This window comes from Acinetobacter terrestris (genome assembly GCF_004331155.1).
In the GTDB taxonomy this organism is placed as follows: Bacteria; Pseudomonadota; Gammaproteobacteria; order Pseudomonadales; family Moraxellaceae; genus Acinetobacter; species Acinetobacter terrestris.
On the sequence record NZ_SJNZ01000016.1, the window covers coordinates 1 to 21,504 of the forward strand.

General features: G+C 38.8%; 22 protein-coding genes, 2 tRNA genes and 1 pseudogene. 10 read left to right on the top strand and 15 right to left on the bottom strand.

The features are described 5' to 3' along the window. Nucleotides 1–99 (bottom strand): DUF4372 domain-containing protein (locus tag E0H81_RS10145; RefSeq protein ID WP_131318624.1); only part of this gene is annotated, 99 nt, incomplete at its 3' end. Nucleotides 100–474: 375 nt separating this feature from the next. Further along, a tRNA-Asn gene (locus tag E0H81_RS10150) sits at nucleotides 475–550 on the bottom strand. 239 nt (nucleotides 551–789) lie between these two features. Here E0H81_RS10150 and E0H81_RS10155 point away from each other — a divergent pair. Beyond that, complete coding sequence (locus tag E0H81_RS10155; RefSeq protein ID WP_131318627.1) at nucleotides 790–1,248, top strand: hypothetical protein; 459 nt, start codon at nucleotides 790–792, stop codon at nucleotides 1,246–1,248. A gap of 176 nt (nucleotides 1,249–1,424) precedes the next feature. Here E0H81_RS10155 and E0H81_RS10160 read toward each other — a convergent pair. Continuing rightward, nucleotides 1,425–1,804: pseudogene (locus E0H81_RS10160) on the bottom strand (PaaI family thioesterase). A gap of 162 nt (nucleotides 1,805–1,966) precedes the next feature. Here E0H81_RS10160 and E0H81_RS10165 point away from each other — a divergent pair. Beyond that, nucleotides 1,967–2,374 (top strand): GFA family protein, encoded by a 408-nt coding sequence (locus E0H81_RS10165; RefSeq protein ID WP_131318629.1) that lies wholly within the window; start codon nucleotides 1,967–1,969, stop codon nucleotides 2,372–2,374. Between the two features lie 170 nt (nucleotides 2,375–2,544). Here E0H81_RS10165 and E0H81_RS10170 read toward each other — a convergent pair whose 3' ends face one another. Both E0H81_RS10170 and map read right to left on the bottom strand, forming a co-directional pair. Next, a complete protein-coding gene (locus E0H81_RS10170; protein WP_131267875.1) occupies nucleotides 2,545–3,780 on the bottom strand; it encodes a pyridoxal phosphate-dependent aminotransferase in 1,236 nt (411 codons plus the stop codon). Between the two features lie 307 nt (nucleotides 3,781–4,087). After that, nucleotides 4,088–4,912, bottom strand: a complete 825-nt coding sequence (map, locus tag E0H81_RS10175) for a type I methionyl aminopeptidase (protein WP_131267874.1) — start codon at nucleotides 4,910–4,912, stop codon at nucleotides 4,088–4,090. A gap of 208 nt (nucleotides 4,913–5,120) precedes the next feature. Between map and rpsB the strand changes: the two genes are divergently transcribed. The 3 genes from rpsB (at nucleotide 5,121) to E0H81_RS10190 (ending at nucleotide 7,527) form a co-directional block, all read left to right on the top strand. Next, the gene (gene rpsB, locus E0H81_RS10180; protein WP_067724130.1) at nucleotides 5,121–5,870 is read left to right on the top strand and encodes a 30S ribosomal protein S2; all 750 of its coding nucleotides are present in this window, start codon (nucleotides 5,121–5,123) and stop codon (nucleotides 5,868–5,870) included. Nucleotides 5,871–6,010: 140 nt separating this feature from the next. After that, nucleotides 6,011–6,886: a translation elongation factor Ts gene (gene tsf / locus E0H81_RS10185; protein ID WP_131318631.1), complete on the top strand. Its 876-nt coding sequence runs from the start codon at nucleotides 6,011–6,013 to the stop codon at nucleotides 6,884–6,886. A 107-nt stretch (nucleotides 6,887–6,993) separates the two neighbouring features. After that, entirely contained in the window at nucleotides 6,994–7,527 is a 534-nt protein-coding gene (locus E0H81_RS10190) for a DUF3465 domain-containing protein (protein ID WP_131318633.1), read from the top strand. A 33-nt stretch (nucleotides 7,528–7,560) separates the two neighbouring features. Here E0H81_RS10190 and E0H81_RS10195 read toward each other — a convergent pair whose 3' ends face one another. The 7 genes from E0H81_RS10195 to E0H81_RS10225 form a co-directional block, all read right to left on the bottom strand. Beyond that, entirely contained in the window at nucleotides 7,561–8,016 is a 456-nt protein-coding gene (locus E0H81_RS10195) for an Mpo1 family 2-hydroxy fatty acid dioxygenase (protein WP_131267871.1), read from the bottom strand. A 276-nt stretch (nucleotides 8,017–8,292) separates the two neighbouring features. After that, nucleotides 8,293–8,901 carry a septal ring lytic transglycosylase RlpA family protein gene (locus E0H81_RS10200; protein WP_131318635.1) on the bottom strand — a complete coding sequence of 203 codons (609 nt, stop codon included), beginning with the start codon at nucleotides 8,899–8,901 and terminating at the stop codon, nucleotides 8,293–8,295. 286 nt (nucleotides 8,902–9,187) lie between these two features. Next, the gene (mltB, locus tag E0H81_RS10205; RefSeq protein WP_131318637.1) at nucleotides 9,188–10,189 is read right to left on the bottom strand and encodes a lytic murein transglycosylase B; all 1,002 of its coding nucleotides are present in this window, start codon (nucleotides 10,187–10,189) and stop codon (nucleotides 9,188–9,190) included. A 935-nt stretch (nucleotides 10,190–11,124) separates the two neighbouring features. After that, entirely contained in the window at nucleotides 11,125–11,775 is a 651-nt protein-coding gene (locus E0H81_RS10210) for a hypothetical protein (RefSeq protein ID WP_131318639.1), read from the bottom strand. 26 nt (nucleotides 11,776–11,801) lie between these two features. After that, nucleotides 11,802–12,617: an NADPH-dependent 7-cyano-7-deazaguanine reductase QueF gene (queF, locus tag E0H81_RS10215; RefSeq protein WP_131318641.1), complete on the bottom strand. Its 816-nt coding sequence runs from the start codon at nucleotides 12,615–12,617 to the stop codon at nucleotides 11,802–11,804. After that, complete coding sequence (locus E0H81_RS10220) at nucleotides 12,617–13,390, bottom strand: ABC transporter permease (RefSeq protein WP_131267866.1); 774 nt, start codon at nucleotides 13,388–13,390, stop codon at nucleotides 12,617–12,619. The genes queF and E0H81_RS10220 overlap by 1 nt, the downstream gene beginning before the upstream one ends. After that, entirely contained in the window at nucleotides 13,387–14,322 is a 936-nt protein-coding gene (locus E0H81_RS10225; protein ID WP_131318643.1) for an ABC transporter ATP-binding protein, read from the bottom strand. The genes E0H81_RS10220 and E0H81_RS10225 overlap by 4 nt, the downstream gene beginning before the upstream one ends. Before the next feature lie 178 nt (nucleotides 14,323–14,500). Between E0H81_RS10225 and E0H81_RS10230 the strand changes: the two genes are divergently transcribed. The 3 genes from E0H81_RS10230 to E0H81_RS10235 all read left to right on the top strand — a co-directional run bounded on the left by E0H81_RS10230 (nucleotide 14,501) and on the right by E0H81_RS10235 (nucleotide 15,955). Continuing rightward, nucleotides 14,501–14,576, top strand: a tRNA-Arg gene (locus E0H81_RS10230). Nucleotides 14,577–14,913: 337 nt separating this feature from the next. Next, nucleotides 14,914–15,027, top strand: coding sequence for an Arm DNA-binding domain-containing protein (locus E0H81_RS16410; protein ID WP_378235312.1), 114 nt, complete (start codon nucleotides 14,914–14,916; stop codon nucleotides 15,025–15,027). A gap of 709 nt (nucleotides 15,028–15,736) precedes the next feature. Continuing rightward, nucleotides 15,737–15,955 (top strand): hypothetical protein, encoded by a 219-nt coding sequence (locus E0H81_RS10235; RefSeq protein WP_131267864.1) that lies wholly within the window; start codon nucleotides 15,737–15,739, stop codon nucleotides 15,953–15,955. Nucleotides 15,956–16,139: 184 nt separating this feature from the next. Here E0H81_RS10235 and E0H81_RS10240 read toward each other — a convergent pair whose 3' ends face one another. The 3 genes from E0H81_RS10240 to E0H81_RS10250 all read right to left on the bottom strand — a co-directional run bounded on the left by E0H81_RS10240 (nucleotide 16,140) and on the right by E0H81_RS10250 (nucleotide 18,127). Then, nucleotides 16,140–16,490, bottom strand: coding sequence for a hypothetical protein (locus tag E0H81_RS10240; RefSeq protein ID WP_131318645.1), 351 nt, complete (start codon nucleotides 16,488–16,490; stop codon nucleotides 16,140–16,142). Between the two features lie 211 nt (nucleotides 16,491–16,701). Continuing rightward, on the bottom strand, nucleotides 16,702–17,340 hold the full coding sequence (locus E0H81_RS10245) for a hypothetical protein (RefSeq protein ID WP_131318647.1): 639 nt from the start codon (nucleotides 17,338–17,340) through the stop codon (nucleotides 16,702–16,704). An 88-nt stretch (nucleotides 17,341–17,428) separates the two neighbouring features. Continuing rightward, the gene (locus E0H81_RS10250; RefSeq protein WP_131318649.1) at nucleotides 17,429–18,127 is read right to left on the bottom strand and encodes a putative quorum-sensing-regulated virulence factor; all 699 of its coding nucleotides are present in this window, start codon (nucleotides 18,125–18,127) and stop codon (nucleotides 17,429–17,431) included. A gap of 592 nt (nucleotides 18,128–18,719) precedes the next feature. On the opposite strand from E0H81_RS10250, the gene E0H81_RS10255 reads away from it, so the two are divergent. Both E0H81_RS10255 and glyA read left to right on the top strand, forming a co-directional pair. Beyond that, nucleotides 18,720–19,946: an alpha/beta fold hydrolase gene (locus E0H81_RS10255; RefSeq protein WP_131318651.1), complete on the top strand. Its 1,227-nt coding sequence runs from the start codon at nucleotides 18,720–18,722 to the stop codon at nucleotides 19,944–19,946. Nucleotides 19,947–20,201: 255 nt separating this feature from the next. After that, nucleotides 20,202–21,455: a serine hydroxymethyltransferase gene (glyA, locus tag E0H81_RS10260; protein WP_131318653.1), complete on the top strand. Its 1,254-nt coding sequence runs from the start codon at nucleotides 20,202–20,204 to the stop codon at nucleotides 21,453–21,455. The last annotated feature ends 49 nt before the right edge of the window (nucleotides 21,456–21,504 follow it).

Sequence of the window (21,504 nt, forward strand, 5' to 3'; positions counted from 1 at the left end):
AAATTTCTGTCCAACATGGTGTACTTTAGCAAGTTGCTCAAAATCCTGTCGCACGACGGGTTTAATAAGCTGATGAAATACGGTATTCTGATGTGACAAAACCTGAATCCTGGTCGTTAAAGTGTTTGTTTGCACTCATATTTTAACGATTTGGACTCAGGTTTTTTATTTAAATCAAACTATGGGACAGCAGTGCTATCCATAGTCCTTTTTATGAAAATTTATCAACACGTTTTCAGAGTGGCTTGCATTTAGATGCGCTTTTTTTTGATTGCTTATTTATTATTTCAAAATGATTTTTCTCTATCTTTAAAAATTTATGGCTATGAATAGCGTAGCTTGATATCAGACAGGTATTTGCAGATTTAATTTAAAAACAAAAAATTAAGATCATTGTTTTTATGGTGACTTAAATTGTTATGAATTATTTAGGCAAAAAAAAGCCCGCTTTAATGCTGCGGGCTTTTTCGTATTTGGCTCTCCAACCTGGGCTCGAACCAGGGACCTGCGGATTAACAGTCCGTCGCTCTACCGACTGAGCTATTGGAGAATCTGCCTGCGATTATAAGGAGATTTTGTAGAGGGTCAAGCTAAAAGTGTCATGATTCCTTAATTTTTGTGCTGTATGCTTTTTATTTAGACAAATAAATCAAAAACATTAAAAAAACTTGCACAGCCAAAATCGGCTTGTTAGATTGAATGCATAACAGAGCGTTTGAATGAAAGTTCAAACAGTGTGGATTTAAAACCAACTTGCCAGCACTAAAATGGCTAAACAGGAGAAAGCGAATGCATACGCTGACGATTGCCGAAATCTTTTCAAATTTATCTTTTTATCAAGACAACTACCTTTCTATTATCCAAGATCCCGAGCGCTATCAGACTGCGGTTGAAGATGCTTATATCCAGGTGTGGCCTGTCGGCACTCAAGCCTTATATCTGGGTGACTTATTACAGCTTTGGTTTAGCGACAAATGGTTAATTAATTCACCTTGTCAATTGCTGCTAGATCGTTATTCCAATGGCCGTAAACAACCTTTGCAACGTGATCATGATCTGTATTTATACCAGTTGAATGGCAGTGCCTTGTCTGGACGCAATAATTCCAAAGTGTGGTCGGTATCGGAGCAGAAGAAACTTGCTATATCGCTTGATAGCGTATTTAAATATTTATGTATTTATAGAGGAACGTCACGTCCGGAAGTGTCTTTCCCAGAGTTAACAAAATCACTTAAGTCTGCTGTTTAATGATGATCAGATGCGAAGAGCTCAAGGCCACTTAAGGCGTGGTTTAAGCTCTATTCAGCTTTAGCATTATTATTAAATGCCATCATTATTTAAATGCCATCATTATTTAAATTGCATCTTCCGTATTAATGAATAATCATACACGTTGCAGTGGCATGTGCATAAAGTTTGCCGTCTTAATCCCATAATTGAGCTTCGGCAATGCCCAAATTTTTACTGATATTAATGGTTTTGGCTACGGCTTTAAGTTCAGTATTTAAGGGAATCGGACGGCACATTTTGACATTTAGATCGATGGTTGTATAACTTAGACCGGTCTCTAGCATGGGAAATACAGCACAGCCATTCACTGAATCCAAAAACGTCGCAGCAAAGCCACCATATACCCTCCCCATAGGGTTCAGATGACGTTCATTCGCTTTGACCAAGAATGTTATATGCCCAAGTTCAACTTCAATTGCTGACATGGGAATGGTTGCCGCCATAGAAGGCATGGCAGGTTGTCATTACACATCTCTTGCATAATCTGCAATCCTGAAAGATGGTTAATATTCATTGCCTGTCTTTGTTGTTTTAAGTTTTAAAGTGGAATTTAAATTCTAGATGGATGGGTAGATATTGAATCATCAATTAAAAATTGTATGATCGCATTATGCAGAGCCTTTTGCTTAAGCTTAAAGCAGAACTATTAAAATAATAAAACCAATCAGGAGTGCTGATGAAAGCAAGATGTTTATGCGGTGCAACTCAATTTGAAGTAAAACTCAGGAACCATGAAGTTGCTGCCTGCCATTGTTTGATGTGCCGCTGCCAAACCGCTGGACCCTTAATGTCTGTAGACGTAGAGAATATAAATTTTATCGACCAGCAGCATTTATCCGTTTTTAGCTCATCAGAATGGGGAGAGCGAGGCTTTTGTCATGCGTGTGGCACATTCATTTTCTGGCGCAGTAAAGGTCATTCATTTGCCAATATTAATGTATTTACTTTGGAGCAACCGCCAGAGGATCTGAATTTCAATTTAGAGATTTATGTGGATCATCGGCCGGCATTTTATTCATTCAATAATCAAACCAAAAAAATGACCGGAGCTGAGGTTGTCGCCCTATTTAATAGCAATCAATAAAAAATATAAATTTAAGCACTGATAAGGAGATTGGCTAAAAATATGAAAGAGATCGTTTAAGCTGATGATGAGAATATTTGATTAACCCATTGAATGAAAGAATTTGATAAGTACAAAAAAACCCGCGATTAACGCGGGTTTTTTCTTAAAGACTGAAGAAAGTCTTTAAATTATTTTGCAGCTTTTTCAGCTTCGATAGAAGCAATCGCAGCGTCAACGCCTTCGATTGAATCAGCAGCTTTTTTGATACGAGCTAATGCATCTACAAGCACTTCGTCAGCAGTTGCATAAGAAATACGCATGAAGCCGCCAAGACCGAATGCATCGCCAGGAACAACCGCAACACCAGTTTCTTCCAATAACCATGCAGAGAATTCTGTGCAAGATTTAAGACCTTTTGCACGAATCAATGGTTTGATGTTTGCATAGGCATAGAATGCGCCATCAGCAGGAAGGCAAGAAATACCGTTGATTGCATTTAAGCCATCCATCACTAAGTCGTGACGACGTTTAAATGCCTCAATCATAGGCTCAAGCACGTCTTGAGGACCATTCAACGCAGCTTCAGCAGCAACTTGTGAAATAGAAGTTGGGTTTGAAGTTGATTGAGACTGGATTTTTTTCATTGCGCCAATAAGTTTAGCAGGACCCGCTGCATAGCCAATACGCCAGCCAGTCATTGCATACGCTTTAGATACACCGTTCAGCACGATTACGCGGTCATAAAGGTCTGGAGCAACAGTTGCGATGTTGTAGAACTCGTCATCCCAACGGATTGGTTCGTACATGTCATCTGAAGCAACCATAACTTCTGGGTATTTACGAAGAACTGCAGCCAAAGCTTCTAATTCAGCTTTAGTGTAGATCATACCGGTAGGGTTAGATGGGCTGTTCAGCACCACTAAACGGGTTTTGTCAGTGATTGCAGCTTCTAGTTGAGCAGGAGTGATTTTGAAACGTTGTTCTTCACCACATTTAACTACAACTGGAACACCTTCAGCGATGATCACCATGTCAGGGTAGCTGACCCAGTATGGCGCAGGGATGATCACTTCATCACCTTTGTTTAACAAGGCAAGTGCCAAGTTAAAGAATGACTGTTTACCACCGCAAGAAACCAAAATCTGGTTTGCTGCATAGTCAAGGTTATTATCGCGTTTGAATTTCGCGATAATCGCTTTTTTAAGACCTGGAGTACCGTCAACAGCGGTATATTTGGTAAAACCGTTGTTAATCGCAGTAATTGCTGCATCTTTGATGTGTTGCGGGGTATCAAAATCTGGTTCACCTGCACCCAAACCAATTACGTTTTTACCAGCAGCTTTAAGTTCAGCAGCTTTATTGGTAACAGCAAGTGTAGGGGACGGTTTGATGGCATTGACACGATCAGAGAGACGTACGTCCACGGCAGTATTCCTTCTTATAGGGATTAAAAAATAAAAAAGCACACTATCTTAGCCTAAAAAACAGGAGAAAGGGGTGCAAGAAATATACGATATGTAAAAAATATATTTTTATGAATAATTGTTTGAATGGTTTTGGCTTTAATAGAGACAATTTTATGTTTTTATAAGAATAAAAAATAACTTAAAAAATTGAATATTTAGAAAGAACTTTAATCTGCATAAAAAGACTGGATGAAATAAAAAAGTTTAAACATAAAAATGGCTACATTGAAGTAGCCATTTTTACGATGCAATTTAAATAGAATAATTACATGAAACGAGATAAGTCTTCTTCAGGACGCGCAGTGAGTACTTCAACCCCTGTTTTGGTTACTAAAAGAGTGTGTTCATATTGTGCAGATAACTTATGATCTTTAGTTACTACAGTCCATTTGTCACCTAATAATTTAGTTTGCCAAACACCAGCGTTCACCATCGGTTCGATGGTGAAAGTCATCCCTTCTTCCAGCACCATGCCGGTATTTGGTTGACCGTAATGAAGGACTTGAGGTTCGTCATGGAACACAGTGCCAATACCATGACCGCAATATTCACGCACCACACTGAAACGCTCAGATTCAACATATTTCTGAATGGCATTACCAATGTCACCAATGGTTGAACCGGGTTTAACCGTTGCTATACCACGGTACATGGCTTCTTGCGCTACTTTACATAGACGGTTAGCCAAAATGGAGGTTTCACCACCGACGATGTACATCATGTTGGTATCGCCGTGGTAACCGTCTTTAATGACAGTCACATCAATATTTAAAATATCGCCTTTCTTTAACACTTTAGCGTCAGATGGAATGCCGTGGCACACCACATGGTTCACAGATGTACAAATCACATGCTGGAATGCAGGACGGCCAGGCGCTGCACCGTAACCTAAACATGCTGGAATGGCATCCTGTTTGTTGACAATATAGTCATGACAAATCGTATCAAGCTCAAGGGTCGTCACACCCGGAACAATATGCGGTTTGATCATATCCAGAATTTCAGCTGCTAGTCGTCCCGCTACACGCATTTTTTCAATTTCGTCAGGGGTTTTAATGAGTCGACGTGGAGCTTCGTAAGTACTGTTCATGATCTCTAAAAACTTTTGGAAATTTGTATGTGACTATGGTATAAATAGCCGCCCATTTTATCAAATGCTTTTTCGTGAATAAATTTCACGGGCTTTGTGCGATGGGGCAAAAAATCCGCACATATATCGACACATTTCTCTGGGTGCTCTGCAAAGAGTGGAGAATGCGGATATATGGAGGCCTAACCCAAACTTTAAGGTATAGAAAATGGCAGATTACAACGTAAGCATGCGCGACCTTCTTCAAGCTGGCGCGCACTTTGGTCACCAAACTCGTTTCTGGAATCCAAAGATGCGTGAATACATCTTTGGTGCGCGTAACAAAATTCACATCATCAACCTTGAACACACTGTTCCTGCGTTAAATGATGCTTTGAACTTTGTTAACAATCTTGCTAGCAAAAAGAACAAAGTATTGTTCGTTGGTACTAAACGTGCTGCATCTAACATCATCCGTGAACAAGCGCAACGCGCTGGTCAACCATATGTTGATCACCGTTGGTTAGGTGGTATGTTGACGAACTGGAAAACTCTTCGTCAATCAATCAACCGTTTAAAAGACCTTCAAACTCAATCTCAAGACGGTACTTTCCTTAAGCTTACTAAACGTGAAGCTTTAGAGCGTACTCGTGAGATGGAAAAACTTGAACGTGCTTTAGGCGGCGTTAAAAACATGGGTGGTTTACCTGACGCATTATTCGTAATTGACGTTGACCACGAATCAATCGCGATTAAAGAAGCTAAAAACCTTGGTATTCCTGTAATCGGTATCGTTGATACAAACTCTAACCCAGACAACGTAGACTACGTTATCCCGGGTAATGACGATGCAATCCGTGCTGTTACACTTTATGCTTCTGCTATGGCTGATGCGATTCTTGCTGGTAAAGAATACGCTCAATCACAAGCAAACGCTCAAGCGAAAGCTGAAGAAGTTAAAGAAGCTCCAGAGGCTTAATGCGTTTTGACGCAAGGTTGTCATTTTTGCGACATGTAATGGTGGCAAATTAAGCGTCAAGAAAGCAGAACGGCCCAGAGAACACTTTGGGCCGTTTTTGTTGAACAGATTCATTTTTCTACCGTATTTAGGAGAACAACATGACTGCAGTTACTGCGAGCATGGTAAAAGAATTACGTGACCGTACTGGTCTTGCAATGATGGAATGCAAAAAAGCATTAACAGAATCGAATGGTGATGTTGAATTAGCGATTGATAACCTTCGTAAATCAGGTCAAGCAAAAGCTGCTAAAAAAGCAGGTAATATTGCTGCTGATGGCGCGATCACGATTGCTCAAGAAGGCAACAAAGCGCTTCTTTTAGAAGTAAACTGCCAAACTGACTTCGTTGCTAAAGACGAAAACTTTGCTGGTTTTTCTGCTAAAGTTGCTGCTGCTGCGCTTGCTGCAAACGAAACTGATGCTGCTAAAATTGCTGAATTGAAACTTGAAGATGACCAAACTGTTGAAGAAGCGCGTATTGCTCTTGTTCAAAAAATCGGTGAAAACATCCAAGTTCGTCGTGCGAAAATTGTTGAAGGCGAAAACCTTGCAGTTTACAAACACGGTTTAAAAATCGGTGTTGTTGTGTCTTACACAGGTGATGCTGCGACTGGTAAAGGTATTGCAATGCACGTTGCTGCGTTCAACCCAGTTGCTGTAAATGCTGAAGGCGTATCTGCTGATCTTATCGCTAAAGAAAAAGAAATTGCTGAAGCGAAAGCATTAGAATCTGGTAAACCAGCGAACATCGTTGAAAAAATGGTTACTGGTTCAGTTGAAAAATACTTGAACGAAGTTGTTCTAGAGCGTCAAATGTACGTAATCGACAACGACAAGAAAGTTGCTGACGTTCTTAAATCAACTGGTACTACAGTTGCTCAATTCGTTCGCTTCGAAGTAGGTGAAGGTATTGAGAAAAAAGCAGAAATGAGCTTCGCTGAAGAAGTTGCTGCTGCTCAAGCTGCTGCAAAATAATATTAGCTTAATTTTTTAAGTTAAATTGTTTCGAAAAAAGCCCCGTTTGGGGCTTTTTTTATAAAGATGATTTATGTGAAGACAATTAAATTTTGAGGAACAATAAAATGGCAAATAAAACCAATCTGGGGATTGGTGCAGTTATTATTGTCTTAATAGCCGCCTATTTCGGAATTGATTTACAAGAACAACAGAATTCTTCAAATCAGCCATTCGGCAATTTAAAACCACAAACTGAAATTTTAGCGAAAACAGAACATCAAAAAGAGCCTATAGAATCAAAATCAGTAATTTCATCTACTCAAAATGATGATGAAAAAATTCAGCGGGCATTTCAGCAACAAAAAAGTGATATTCAGGTCCAATCAAGTGGGCGAGTGAAAGCAATTTTACGTGACGATAATAATGGTTCACGTCATCAAAAATTTATTCTGGAATTGGGGCATGGGCAAACAGTATTGGTCGCTCACAATATTGACTTAAGCCCGCGTCTGGATGGCTTGGAAAAGGGTGAAATTGTCCAATTTTATGGTGAATATGAATACAGTGATCAGGGTGGTGTAATTCACTGGACGCATCATGATCCACAAAAAAGTCATGCTGACGGCTGGTTGAAGTATAAAGGAAGAACCTATCAATAAAAGTTCTTCGAAAGGCTAAAATGATAATGGTGTCTAAATTGCTGTCATTTGCGATTTTTGACGTTTTTTCCATTTAGGTATCAATTTACCTAGATAGGCATTCATACACCATACAGGGCCAATGAGAAGGAATTGGAGGTCTTTAAGGAAAGAAGGCTTTTTTCCTTCGATTTTATGCCCATAAAACTGTCCGATCCAAGCCAAAATAAAAATTGCGATATAGAATCCAACACCCACCGGCAAGATAAAAATAAGCCATGCCATTACAGCGAGCAGAGCAGCCATTGCCACCGCAAGTACCAGATCAAGACGCGCATAAAAGACAAAAGTTAAGACCAGGATCAGGGCCGTGAGTAATGCGCTGAAATGAGCAAGAATTCCAATGATTGAAAAAAGAATGGCAGGCACACACACCCAATGAATGGCTTTGTTGGTTTTGTCTTGATGACTCTCACTATATTCATCTAACCATTCGCTTATTGTTTTCATCATCCACTCCAGCTGGATTTAAGTTGCATAGACTTATTTTTGTTTAAATAAAATATAAACCAGAACGAGGAGGGGGTCAAAATTCAATTATCGCAATTTGTAAGCAGCTTTTTAAGTGAACTAAAAAAGCGTTATAGCGTATAGGTGTTTTATAGTGAGAGATGGCTTATGCAACAAAAGCAGGGGGTAGGTGAATTAAGCCTGCTTTTTGATAGATATTAAAAAAGCCACATTACGTGGCTTTTAAGTCAAATGTATTAGGAGGCGAGCATCATCTTAAGAATTTGGACCATCCACACGTTCGATATTTACTTTCGCAGTACCTGCGTTAGTAATACCCAACTGTTTCGCAGCGCCATAAGACAAGTCTAGAACTCGGTTGCCATGGAATGGACCGCGATCATTCACTTTTACCACAACACTTTTACCATTGGTTTTATTGGTTACACGAATATAGCAGTTCAATGGCAGGCTACGGTGAGCTGCAGTAAGACCATTCATATCGAATGTTTCACCACTTGCTGTTTTACGACCATGAAACTGGCGACCATACCAAGATGCTGCACCTGTCTGGCTAAATTTGCGAACTGTATTTGATGCAACAGTGTTTAGCTTTTCAATCACTGAAGGCTCGTCTTCAGGGATTTCAATTTTTGCTGCAATAGTTTGACGACGGATTTTATCGCCAGAACGCTCAGTGATTGAAAGACTATTTAAATTTGAGAAGTGTGAATTGAACTTTTGAGCGTCTTTATTGAGCACACGTGTGGCCAAGCGAGAGTTGTCATGATCAGTATTGAATGATGACTGAACCAATTCCGCTTGAGACTGACTCAGGGCAAAAGCGGTCGTTAAAGCTAAAATATATTTAACCGATGAATGCATTATTAAACTCCTAAAGACCGTTGACTTAATTTCATTTAAAAGCTTGAAATATAAGTAATCAAGTCTGTTAATTCTCTTTTGCAACTACATTTGACGAGATGGATAATATTCATGCCATGCTAAAGCTGTCTACTCTTTAACTGAAATTATTACAAAAAGGACAGAAATAGAACGTTTTTCGGTTAAAAAATAATCAATATTGTAACATCATATTTAAAATGCCTATTTTGTGCGCCATTTTGCACAAAAAAAGCTTGACTTTAGTTATTTTTGGTAAAAGCCAGTCTTAACGACTGGCGATTTCAGTGCCTAATTGCCATACAGCGGTGGCATACATACGGCTCTTGTTGTATGTCGTAATCACTTGAAAATTTGGGTAAGTAATATAGTAAATTGGTGCATAGCTGTCTTGAAGCTGAATAATATTTACCATATCCAGGTCATCAATTTTTACAATCGGATTTGTTGGTGTAACACCTTGATTCTTTAAGACTCCATACGGAGTAGGTTGTTCCAGGTTTTTGGCGATAATCGATTCCGGATTGTTTCCGGTATAGCGTGCTGAGAAGCCAATCGGTTGATTACGTTGCCAGCCATATTGAGCCAGATAATTGGCAATCGAACCAATCGCATCTACCGCTGAATTTCTGAGGTCAATATGCCCATCGGCATCATAGTCAACGCCGAGCTTGGTAATGTTACTTGGCATAAATTGCGGGTAGCCGATTGCACCGGCATAAGAACCTGTCACTGAATTGGTCGGAACGCCATCTTTATATGACCATGCAATCAGTGCAGAGAGTTCATCTTGAAAATATTGTGCACGGCGTTCGTAACCAAAACCTAAAGTGGCCAATGCATCACGAGTAACAAAATTGCCTTTATTTGCACCGAAACCTGTTTCTACACCTAAAATGCCTAAAATCACCGATTGAGGCACGCCAAACTGTTGTTCAGCACGGTTTAACGTATCGGCATACTGATTTTTAAAACGTACCCCGCGCTGAATGGTGCTTTCAGCCATAAAGTTGGTTTTATATTGATACCAAGGCTTACTTTCACCCGGGCGATTCATAATATTAATAATATTCGGCAGATTTTTTGAGCCATTCATCGCCCAATCGACTTGCTCGCCACTTAAGCCATAAGTCTGCATGGTTTTTTGTTTAAAGCTGTTATAAGCAGGCTGATTGTAAAAATCATTGGCCTGACAAAAACTGGTGATAGAAAGTGCACCGAGAAGTAAAGGAAGACGTTTAATTTTGTTATAAAAGTTGATACTTAACATATTACTCAAAGTTCCAAAAACATAATCAGTGTGTGTAAATTGACATCACGACGCTAAAAGCACGCATTACAAATATAAGGGTTGAAAATCCATCTCATGAAAGGTAACGGAATTTTTCAAGTGGTTAAGATAGCATTGACTGAGGCTGCATCAACCCGTACATATACAAAAAAAGACAAAGATCGTGAGGCCATGCCTAAGGTAGCGTAATTGAAACTTGTCCTTTGGGCTGTACTTTGCTGTTTTAAGTGCAAGGATAAAAACAAAAGATACGCTTAATTAGCCGATCAAGCCTGCTCTTTTACCTCGTTTGCAATGATACGGCCTATCAAAGCATCAGGTAAGGAATTTAGCAGCAATTTAGCTTTCTTAAGCGGTATTTGATTAAATAACCATCTGAATATATTCCCCGGTGGAACAGGTGTTTATTGCGGGCAAATCATCCGATATTGAGCTGTGACGCAAAATAATGTTTGCTTCTTGGTTTTTGTAGCGAATCTACAAAAAATTCCATAAGGAAGCGAAAGATAGCGCGGACTTATTGCATTTTATTTTTATTTAAAAATTCGAATATGACGCTACTAAACGCAAATTTATCCATAGAAGCTTTATCTTTATTATCATTGCGATAAAAAGATGAAGTGGATAAAAAATTCTGCGCTGAACAAAACAGTGTAGAGAGTAGAATTGGGCTGAATTTAAATTTCCTCATCACTTTATATGGAAATAATTTACAGGTAAATGTAGCGGTGGGAAAGATAGAAACATTCTGTTTCTGAAATCATCGTATACACAGCGCATCTGTAAAATTTGCGCAAGATAGATACCCATAAAAACGCTATTTATTCTATTCATTGTTTGATAGCACGATTTTTCCATAAAAAAACCCGGCGATTGCCAGGTTTTCGATTTTTTTAAATGCTTAAGGGTGAAATTTAAGCATGAAATAAGGTGTCGTGATATTCCGCCAGTGCCAGAAGCTCAGCTTTATTCAAATTTGGAATGATTTTATCCACCGCAATATGCACGGCTTTAATCACTGCAGCAGAGCCTATATCGGCAGCTTTGCGCTTGATCATGCCTAAATCCAGGGTCTTGTTAAAGTCACTCATAAAATGACGCACAGTCGCTTCAGCAAATTGCTTATACGATTCAGTGAGCGCTGCTTTACTGACTTCATTGCCGGCTTTAATTTCCGCATAGCTATGTTTAAGATTGGTCACCAAACTGGCATCTAAAAGTTCGCCTACACGGAAGTTGCCTTCCGCATCTTTAAATAAGCTTTTTTCAGAAAATTCAATTGATTGCTTGACCACATCATTTGAAGATTTACCCATCAATTGTTTCAATAAAACAGCAACGGTTGACTTGATATAACCCGCAAGTTTTTCAGCCGTATCACGTTTATCACTGGCCGGAAAACGACGCACAAGTTCAGTCAAAATACTGTCAATGATTTCTTCATTAATCAGCAATGCTGTTTTGTCGCGTAGAGGGTAAAGCGGTTCACTCGAATTTTTCTTTTCCTGAGCGGTTTGAATACTTGTTAATAATTCTGCAGACGGAATAAACCCAAAAAATGGCATGTTAAAAAACCTCAATGTTCTTCATTTTATTGTCGCGCCAAACGAATGGGGCGAGGCATCCATGTCGCATCCGATACACGGCAAGGGTTGATGTCTAATCCACCACGACGTGTATAAGTTGCATAAACCATCAGTTTTTCTGGCGCAAGGTTCTGCCAGATGTCGGCAAACATCTGTTCCACGCATTGTTCGTGGAAGCCATTATGCTGACGGTAAGAAATAATATAAGCTAAAATGCTGCGATAACAAGGTTTTTTACCCCGATATCGAATAAAAACTGTGCCCCAGTCGGGCTGGCCAGTGACTGGGCAGTTACTGCGTAATAAATGTGAATACAGCTGAATTTCAACTTCGTCACTATTTTCTGGATCTAATTTTAATAAAGTTGCATCTGGGTGGTTCTCTAAGCGTTCAGGGCTTAGATCATCAATACAGATACCTTCAGGTTTGGAAATCTCCAGATCATCAGCCTGAAATAAAGTCAGGCTGATTGGTGCACCTGCCGCTAAGGATAAATCTTTTTCAACCGTGGCAATAAAAGCGTCTTTTGAATCGAATTTGCTAAAGTTCATACTATTAAAGTAGAGCTTGAGTGATTTGGACTCAATCAGGTTAGGTGAAGATGCCGGTAGGGTAATGCGGCCAATTGCGACCTGTGGAATGCCCGCTGCATTTAACCAGGAAATTTCAAAAACATGCCACCAGTCTTTACCTTGCTGAATGCCTTCAACATGGGCATATTTTTCACGTGCTTGGGCACGCGCAATTGGAAACAGAATATCGGGTTGATATTCTGTTGGATAATTGGTGTCTTTACCTAAGAGAGAATGTTCTACACTCATTATTCACGCATTCCTGAACCACGAGAAAGTAAATAGTAAGCTATGCCATAAAGCGCAACGCAACATAAGCTAATGACGCTCAATGAAACGGAAACATTGACATCACTATGACCTAAAATGCCGAAACGGAAGGCATTAACCATATATACGATCGGATTAATTAAAGAGAGATTTTGCCAGAACGGACTTAAAGCACTAATGGCATAGAATACACCACCTAAATAGGTGAGTGGAGTCAGCACAAAGGTTGGAATAATTGAAATATCGTCAAAAGATTTCGCATAAACCGCATTAATTAACCCACCGAGTGAAAATAATAATGAGGTAATTAAAACGGTATATATAGTCACGAACCAGTTGGTGATATATAAGTCAGTAAAGAACAGGCTCATGGCTGTCACAATAATACCGACCAAGACGCCACGACACACACCACCAATCACATAGCCCCAAAGAATCATATGCAGTGGCACAGGACTCATAATTAGTTCTTCAATGCTTTTTTGGAATTTTGCGCTAAAGAAACTGGATGATACGTTGGCATAACTATTGGTAATCACCGCCATCATAATCAGGCCGGGTACAATAAACTGCATATAGCTAAAACCGCCCATTTGACCAATGCGTGAACCGACTAAATTACCAAAAATCACAAAGTACAAACTCATGGTGATGGCAGGCGGTAACAGGGTTTGTGGCCAAATGCGCATAAAACGACGCACTTCTTTATGAACTAAGGTATAGAGCGCAACACTTAATTGATTGAAGTTCATTGCGCAGCTCCTTCAAGATTTTTTTCGACCATTTTCACAAACAGTTCTTCTAAGCGATTCGATTTATTACGCATACTGCGGACTTGAATGCCTTGGGCTTCCATAAGCTGGAACAGTTCATTCACAGTATGTGCTTTGTCCATGGTGACTTCTAAAGTGACAGGATCGATTAAATTAAAACGCACCCCAATAATTTCAATATTAATGGGTTGAATCGGTTCAACCAAATCAAAAATAAAGGATTCTTCACTCAGCTGATTCAAGAAAGATTTCATGCTGGTATCTTCTTTAATCACACCACGGTCGATAATGGCGATCCGACGACACAGCATTTCAGCTTCTTCTAAATAGTGCGTGGTTAGAATAATAGATGTGCCATTTTCATTCATTTCGGTGAGAAAATCCCACATTGAACGGCGCAATTCAATGTCTACACCCGCAGTCGGTTCATCCAGAATAAGCAGTTTTGGTTGATGCATCATGGCACGGGCAATCATGAGACGGCGTTTCATCCCGCCAGAAAGCATACGTCCTTGAATGGCACGTTTATCCCAAAGACCAAGTTTTTCTAAGTATTGCTCAGCCCGTTGTTCCGCAATTTTTTTTGGAATGCCGTAATAACCGGCTTGAGTCACTAAAATATCAAAGGTTTTTTCAAATTGACCAAAGTTAAATTCTTGCGGTACAACGCCTAAACATTGCTTGGCTTCAGAAGGATGAGTGTCCAAATTATGGCCAAAAATCTCAACCGTACCTGCGGTTTTTTTGGTGAGTGAGCTAATGATACTGATGGTGGTTGATTTACCTGCGCCATTGGGTCCGAGGAGTGCATAAAACTCACCTTCAGGTACAGTTAAATCGATACCTTTCAGTGCCTGAAAACCATTTCGGTAAGTTTTAGATACGTCTCGCAAGGTCAATGCATCAGTCATGAAGTTCTCACATGGTGAATAATATGAGTATTGTGAGTGATCTTCGCTAATAAACCAAGTAAATAAGGAGGAATTCTATGTTGCATTTATGGAACATTGTTTAAAGTCTGAGCACAAAAAATGACGACTTCTATATAGTTGCTTTACCTTATGGTTTTTTTTGTTATGATGTGCACGCGCGCTCATAGCTCAACTGGATAGAGTACAGGTCTCCGAAGCCTGTGGCGTGGGTTCGAGTCCCGCTGAGCGCACCAAATTCAATAATCATAAGTTCTCATATCTTCTCAAAAGTATTGATATATAATAGTTTCTAGAAAAATAGATTCTCATCGTTTCTCACCTTTTACCGCAAAGATAACGGTATTTTATGCGGTATATACCAAAAACCTAATTTAAATGTATCGTAAAGAAGCCAAAATCGTCGTAAATCTTACCGACTCAAAGATTAGATCAGCTATTTCAAAGCATGAAAGCACCAGATAAAGCTATAAAGTTCTCAGAAGGTGGTCGGTTTATACTTATTAATAGATAAAAAAGGTGGCACTTATTTACGCTACGATTATGTACGTCCAATTATAAAAAAGATCAACGATTGGTATTGGTGCTTATCCAACTATTAATTTGGCAGATGCACGCCGTGTGCTTGAAGAATTTAAAGAATTAATTGCTCAAAATATTGACTCTGCAATTGAACACAAAGTCTAAGAAGAAAAGCGCGCTTTACTTACTGAATAACTTTTGAACTATTAGCGCATAAATTTAAGAAAACTGAATCTGTTGCTGCTTCGACTGCAAAATCTAATGACTATATACCAGTATCTATTTAATGCCTTCGGTAACAAGCTAATCAATAAAATTACATTGCGTCAGACTCGTCAAAAATGCTGTGCCATTTTACTTGATTCAACTGAAGAATGATCTATAGATTAATCCATGCAATGATCTACTCAAATTTGGAATTATCAATTGTATTTTTTTTATACAATTATTTTAGAGTGTTAACGAGTCTTGCCAGAAAAATTGTATCAGCTTATAGTAAAACTACAGTAGGTCGTACATGACGCTACAAAGTAGTTGGACGGATCAATGACAGCTCGTTGAGTTTGCAACCTTAGGGTTGAACAAGAAATCAGCACTAGCCTTCCAACATAAAAGCCCGCAGCAATGCGGGCTTTCTTATTTTTATATCAAAAATATTTTTATGATTGAAATTTTAACCAGTTTAAGTGTGTAGTAGGGAAGAGATACTGTTTCGAGTGACTTTTAACTTTTTTGTCTACGTGATTTAAAGTAAATCTCCGATATCTGGATATAAAAAATTACATTGCCAAAAAATCTAACATTTGCAAGTCCTCTCTATGAAAAAACATATGCTATAAAAAGAGTCATTAAATCAAATAAAAAGGGAAATCCTATGAATGAAATGATTGAGGTGAAGGTAAAAGACCAGTTTAGCAAAATACATGAAGTGTATGCATCACTTCGAGCTATTCCTGAAAATGCTGATTCGAATAAACTATCAATATTTCAAAGAATTGAACATATTGTTATAAATGGTGAAATTATTCTGCCGAGTATTGAATTGCTTTTTGAGAGTTGCAATTCGGACAGCATTTATCGCATTGTCGAGTAATGCCAATATGGTTAAATATATAGTTTATTCAAATCGTAAGTCCCTAAAATAAAAAACTCACCTAACAGGGTGGGTTTTTTAATACGTTTCAGTTTAAATGGGTGGTTTCTATTTGTTTAAGTGCTATTAATACATAACGATATAAATAAAAAAAAGCCCACCGAAGTGAGCCAAGGGCTAAAACTTATAATAAATTTACTTCGACATCATATTTATCAAATTCTTGAATAATGCTTTGAATGACTTTAATTCCAATTTCATCATTACAGCTAAATTGTTCATCCTTACCGTGTGCGCTGTCATAACATTCGATCTGTTGGATCAGCCAGCGATTCTCGACCTCTGTGTTATGAATAATGACTCGCACAGGTTGCAGGTTGTCACTCACTTGGCGGGGCAATACACTGGTAATGGCAAGTTGGATGTTGGTCAATTCATCTGTAGCACTTAGAAATGTCAGCACCCAATTGCCAACTTTTTTTAAGTACATGGGATTGTCAGCTGAATGAAATTCTAAATAATGTAGAGACGTCATAATGAATTCCCCTGAAATACTTACTATATGAAGTTTTTAGAAAATATTCGCCATTAAGCAAAGGTCGTATTTCGAGGTTTTTTCAGATTAGAAACTTATATAATTTGATTGTATTGATCTAAATCCTATTGTTTTTTTTAAATAAAAAATAAATTCCCTAGTTTAGCTAAGACCTGAAATGAATCATAAAACAGAAAAATCCTCTTAAATTTTATGAGGCATTGAGCTTTTGTAGAGAAAAATTAATTTGCTTTAAACACTGATTCAAGTCATGAGAGGAAATACGACTTTCTTGTAATTCTGTAATCCATTGCATCTGACACAGTTTTAAATTGCGTAAATCCTGAGTTTGCAAAATACGGTTAATTAGTTGTTTTGCCATTAAGCCACAGTTTTGTTGTAGGCGCTGTGCCATTAATTGTTTTACCTCTTCGAAGCTTAATGCGTCTAAGCGCACTTCTATTTCATTTTGTGGTGCTGTCAGTTGAGAAATAGGTTCAACGATGCTTGAAAGAGAGGGAGATAAAACAGTTGTGCTAATCGGTTCAGCAAACTTCTCTGCAAGTGTTGTTGGGGTTTGAGTCGGGAGGCTGGTTTCAATTTCACTCTTCATTTCAGCTGAAGAAACTGTGGTTTGAGTTTGCTCAATAGCAGAATAGGTAATTAAACCCATATCGAGCAATTGTTGGAGCAATTCTGCAGATGCGATACGACGTTTAAACTGTTCATTAAGAAGATTAAAATCTTCTGTTCCAATGAGCAGTAACAGTCGGCGTTGCCGGGCATTCAAATCCATTGAACGTTGTTTTAAACTTTCAAGGCCTAATTGCGTTTTGTGATATTGAGACATGCCTTAATTTACGCTCCAAAATAAATTAAGGCAGATTATATTCAGTCATAATGACAATAATATGTAAAAAATATTACAAATCAAAAGATTATAAGGTCACGATCTTTGCATTTTCGATTGCCTTACGTAAGTAAGGGTCTAGGTCTTCTTGACGAAGCAGCCATTGCATATAATCTGCGGGTAAATCCGCAATGGTAGTACCACGGTGTTTACCAAAATTAATGCTACGTGGAATACGCGCATCTTCAGATGCTTGATAAAGTTCTTCAATGGTTTTAATTTTTAGATGATGGATTTCATGCATCAAAATATTCGCCGTTAAAATAATATCCATATCGGCACGGTGTGCTTTTTTAATCATATCGCGGGCTTTTGCGCTGCCTTTGGTAATCATATAAATGAGCGCGGAAATATTATGTGCTTCAGCATCGGGCCAAACTAAACGTGCAAGAGCAAGGGTACAAATGGCTTTAATGTTTTTGCAATCTACGCCACATTTTTCAAGTGCACGAATATCGTAATCAATATTGTGACCAATAATATAAATGGTTTCATTTGGAAGGGTGAAAGTCTTATAGTGAGGCTGGTCGACTAATTCAGACTCTAAAATATGATGTACCGCCATCGCCGCATAAGAAATGGGTTCATCTACACGATAAAGCTGGTCAAAAATTTGGGTCTTATCGAGGGTCAGTTTGCCTTCATTAATTTCAACAGGGGCATACGCAATCTCAATCGGCTGTCCATTTAGTGTATGGGTTTCTGTATCGAGAATAATTGCTTGCATGACCTGGTCCATAACTGTAGCGGAAGTTTGAACAAATTTAACACTTTCAAATGTACTGACACAAACCGAAAACAGTGACTTTTAGCGATTCTTTCTTATTTCTGCCCAGAGATGATGTTTAAATCGTCTTGTTTTAATTTCTCGCTCGAAATGTCTGTTTAAGCAACCGTAAAAATACACTTTGATTTCGGCTTAATTCATTGAGTTTATGAACGCGGGCACTATAAATTTGATAATAATTTTAAATAAAGTTTGATGAATATTCTGTTAGCAATTAATAAAATTAAAAACGATGTGAACTTAGTTAATGAGTTTTATTTTTTAATGCTTGTTCAAATTAACTAAACAGAATTTAAGAATAATAAGATGAATAGTTGTATATTCCACCCAATCAAAAGTGTTGAATTTTTGTAAACATGACTGAATTATAATTTTATAAATCAATAACTTAAACTATATAAATAATTATTCAATTTTATTGTGCTTATTTGGTCGGAAATTCTCTTGTTCAAAATCAAGAATAAAGGTAATAGTTCTTATCTACATGATATTTGAATCATCACAACAAAAAAATGTATAGGGAAATGCAAACATGAAAAAAACATTGCTTACGGTGTTAATGAGTAGTTCTGTCCTATTTTTAACTGCATGTGGAAGTGACGATAACGATTCGGTCTTCAATGGCCCAAATAATGGAATTCCGGTCAATAATATCCAAGATCCTGTAGTGAAGGTGACAGCCTATACTGGAGATGGTATGCCGGAAGTAGCTGCAGATAGCCAGCTGATGACATATAAAATGCTAGGAGTGGATAATAAAGAAGTTATGGCAACAGCTTTAGTATTTGTTCCAACAACTGTACAACCTGCAAATGGTTGGCCGATTGTGGCTTGGGCACATGGAACTACAGGGGTAGCAGATAAATGTGCACCAAGTCAGCAAGGCCTAAAGGGCACTCAATACCTTCTACAAAAATTGCTTGCAGCAGGCTATGTGGTCGTGGCCCCGGATTATGAAGGTTTGGGTTCACCAGGCAATCACCCGTTCCTACATTTAAAAAGTGAAGCGTATTCGATTACTGATGCAGTCGTGGCAACACGTGAGTACCTAAATCGGCAAGGTAAAAAAGCTGCTCCACAATGGGTAACGATTGGCCATTCTCAAGGCGGGCACGCTGCTTTGGGTGCAGCACAGTATGCTTCAAGAGCAAAGCTTGATTATAAGGGAACGATTGCTATTGCACCGGCATCAAACCTTGCAGCAATATTGCAGGGAGGTGAAAATGCGGTGAAAGATCAGCCTACAAATATACAAATACCTGTTTTAGCGTCTTTAGATACATATACTTCTTTGATTGTTGCTGGAATGCAAGAGCATAAGATTTCGGTCAGTTATGCTGATGTCTTTAAAGCAGATACTGCAAAAATTGCACCTATTGCAGAAATAGAATGTTCAGATCTGGTGGGGGCAGCTTTGGGTAAAGGCATGACGGATTATGTTTCATTACCTGAGCATTTGGGTTCCTTGAATGGTTATGGGCGAAATCAGGATAACTTTATGTTGATCCCGGTGATTCAAAACTTCTTAGCCAAAGATTCACAGCCAGGTACAGTAAAACTAAGTCAGCCAGTTATTATTTATCAAGGTGGAAATGACCCGACAGTGCCTCAAGCAGCAACTGATCTGCTGAAAGCAAATGCAGAAGCTAAAGGAACGAAAATTCAATATATAACCAATGCAGACTGGGACCATGGTACGGTGTATACATCTAACTTTGACAGTTTTGTAGCCAATGTTAAAACTCTGTTTGCACAATAGTCCTTAACTTTTTGATGAGTTTCTGTTTAGAAAGCAGCCGAGATTTGACCTTGGCTATATAAAGGATAAGGAATGTTGAATCTTTAATGCCAATTCAATAACTTGATTTGACTTAAATAGCTCATGTTTCATATTTACATGAGCTATTTTTATTTAAAACTGAGCAAAGTTCATTCTCGATATTTATAAACTTCATGCTACAATACGCGCCAATCTTAGCACGGCTTAAAAGCCCTAATTTATAGGACCTCGCTAATGTTTGCCAATATCTCGATTTCTGAATTTGACCCAGAATTAGCTAAAGCAATTGATGCTGAAGGTGAGCGCCAAGAAGTGCACATCGAGCTAATCGCTTCTGAAAACTATTGCTCTCCAGCAGTTATGGAAGCTCAGGGTTCAAAACTCACTAACAAATATGCGGAAGGCTACCCTGGTAAACGCTATTATGGCGGTTGCGAATATGTAGACATCATCGAACAATTGGCGATTGACCGTGCTAAAGAACTCTTTGGTGCTGACTATGCTAACGTTCAGCCACATGCTGGTTCACAAGCAAACTCTGCTGTTTACCTAGCGCTTCTTAACCCGGGCGATACAGTTTTGGGTATGAGCTTGGCTCACGGTGGTCACTTGACTCACGGGGCTAAAGTTAGCTTCTCTGGTAAAACATATAACGCGGTTCAGTACGGCTTAAATGTTGAAACTGGCGAGATCGATTACGAAGAAGTTGAACGTTTGGCTGTAGAACACAAGCCACGCATGATCGTTGCTGGTTTCTCTGCATATAGCCAAATTGTAGATTGGCAACGTTTCCGTGAAATCGCGGACAAAGTTGGCGCTTACCTGTTTGTAGATATGGCTCACGTTGCAGGTCTTGTTGCTGCGGGTGTTTACCCAAGCCCAGTACAAATTGCTGACGTTACAACAACAACTACGCATAAAACACTTCGTGGCCCACGTTCAGGTTTAATCCTGGCTAAAGCAAACGAAGAGATTGAGAAAAAACTTCAATCTGCAGTATTCCCAGGTAACCAAGGCGGTCCACTGGTTCATGCTATTGCAGCTAAAGCAATCTGCTTTAAAGAAGCGATGGCGCCTGAATACAAAGAATATCAAAAACAAGTTGTGGTAAATGCTAAAGCAATGGCTGAAGTATTAATCGCACGTGGTTATGACGTTGTTTCTGGTGGTACTGAAAACCACTTGTTCCTATTGTCTTTAATTAAACAAGACATTACAGGTAAAGAAGCGGATGCCTGGTTAGGTGCTGCTCACATTACTGTGAACAAAAACTCTGTACCAAACGATCCACGCTCTCCGTTTGTGACTTCTGGTATCCGTATTGGTACTCCAGCAGTAACAACACGTGGTTTTGGTGAAGCTGAAGTACGTGAACTTGCTGGCTGGATCGCTGACATCCTGGATGCCAAAGGCGACGAAGCGGTAATTGCGAAGGTTAAAGAAAAAGTTGCAACTGTCTGTGCTAAATTTCCTGTTTACGCAAAATAAGTGAACAACTTGAGAAGCCCCCTCAAGGGGGCTTTTTTTATATATGATC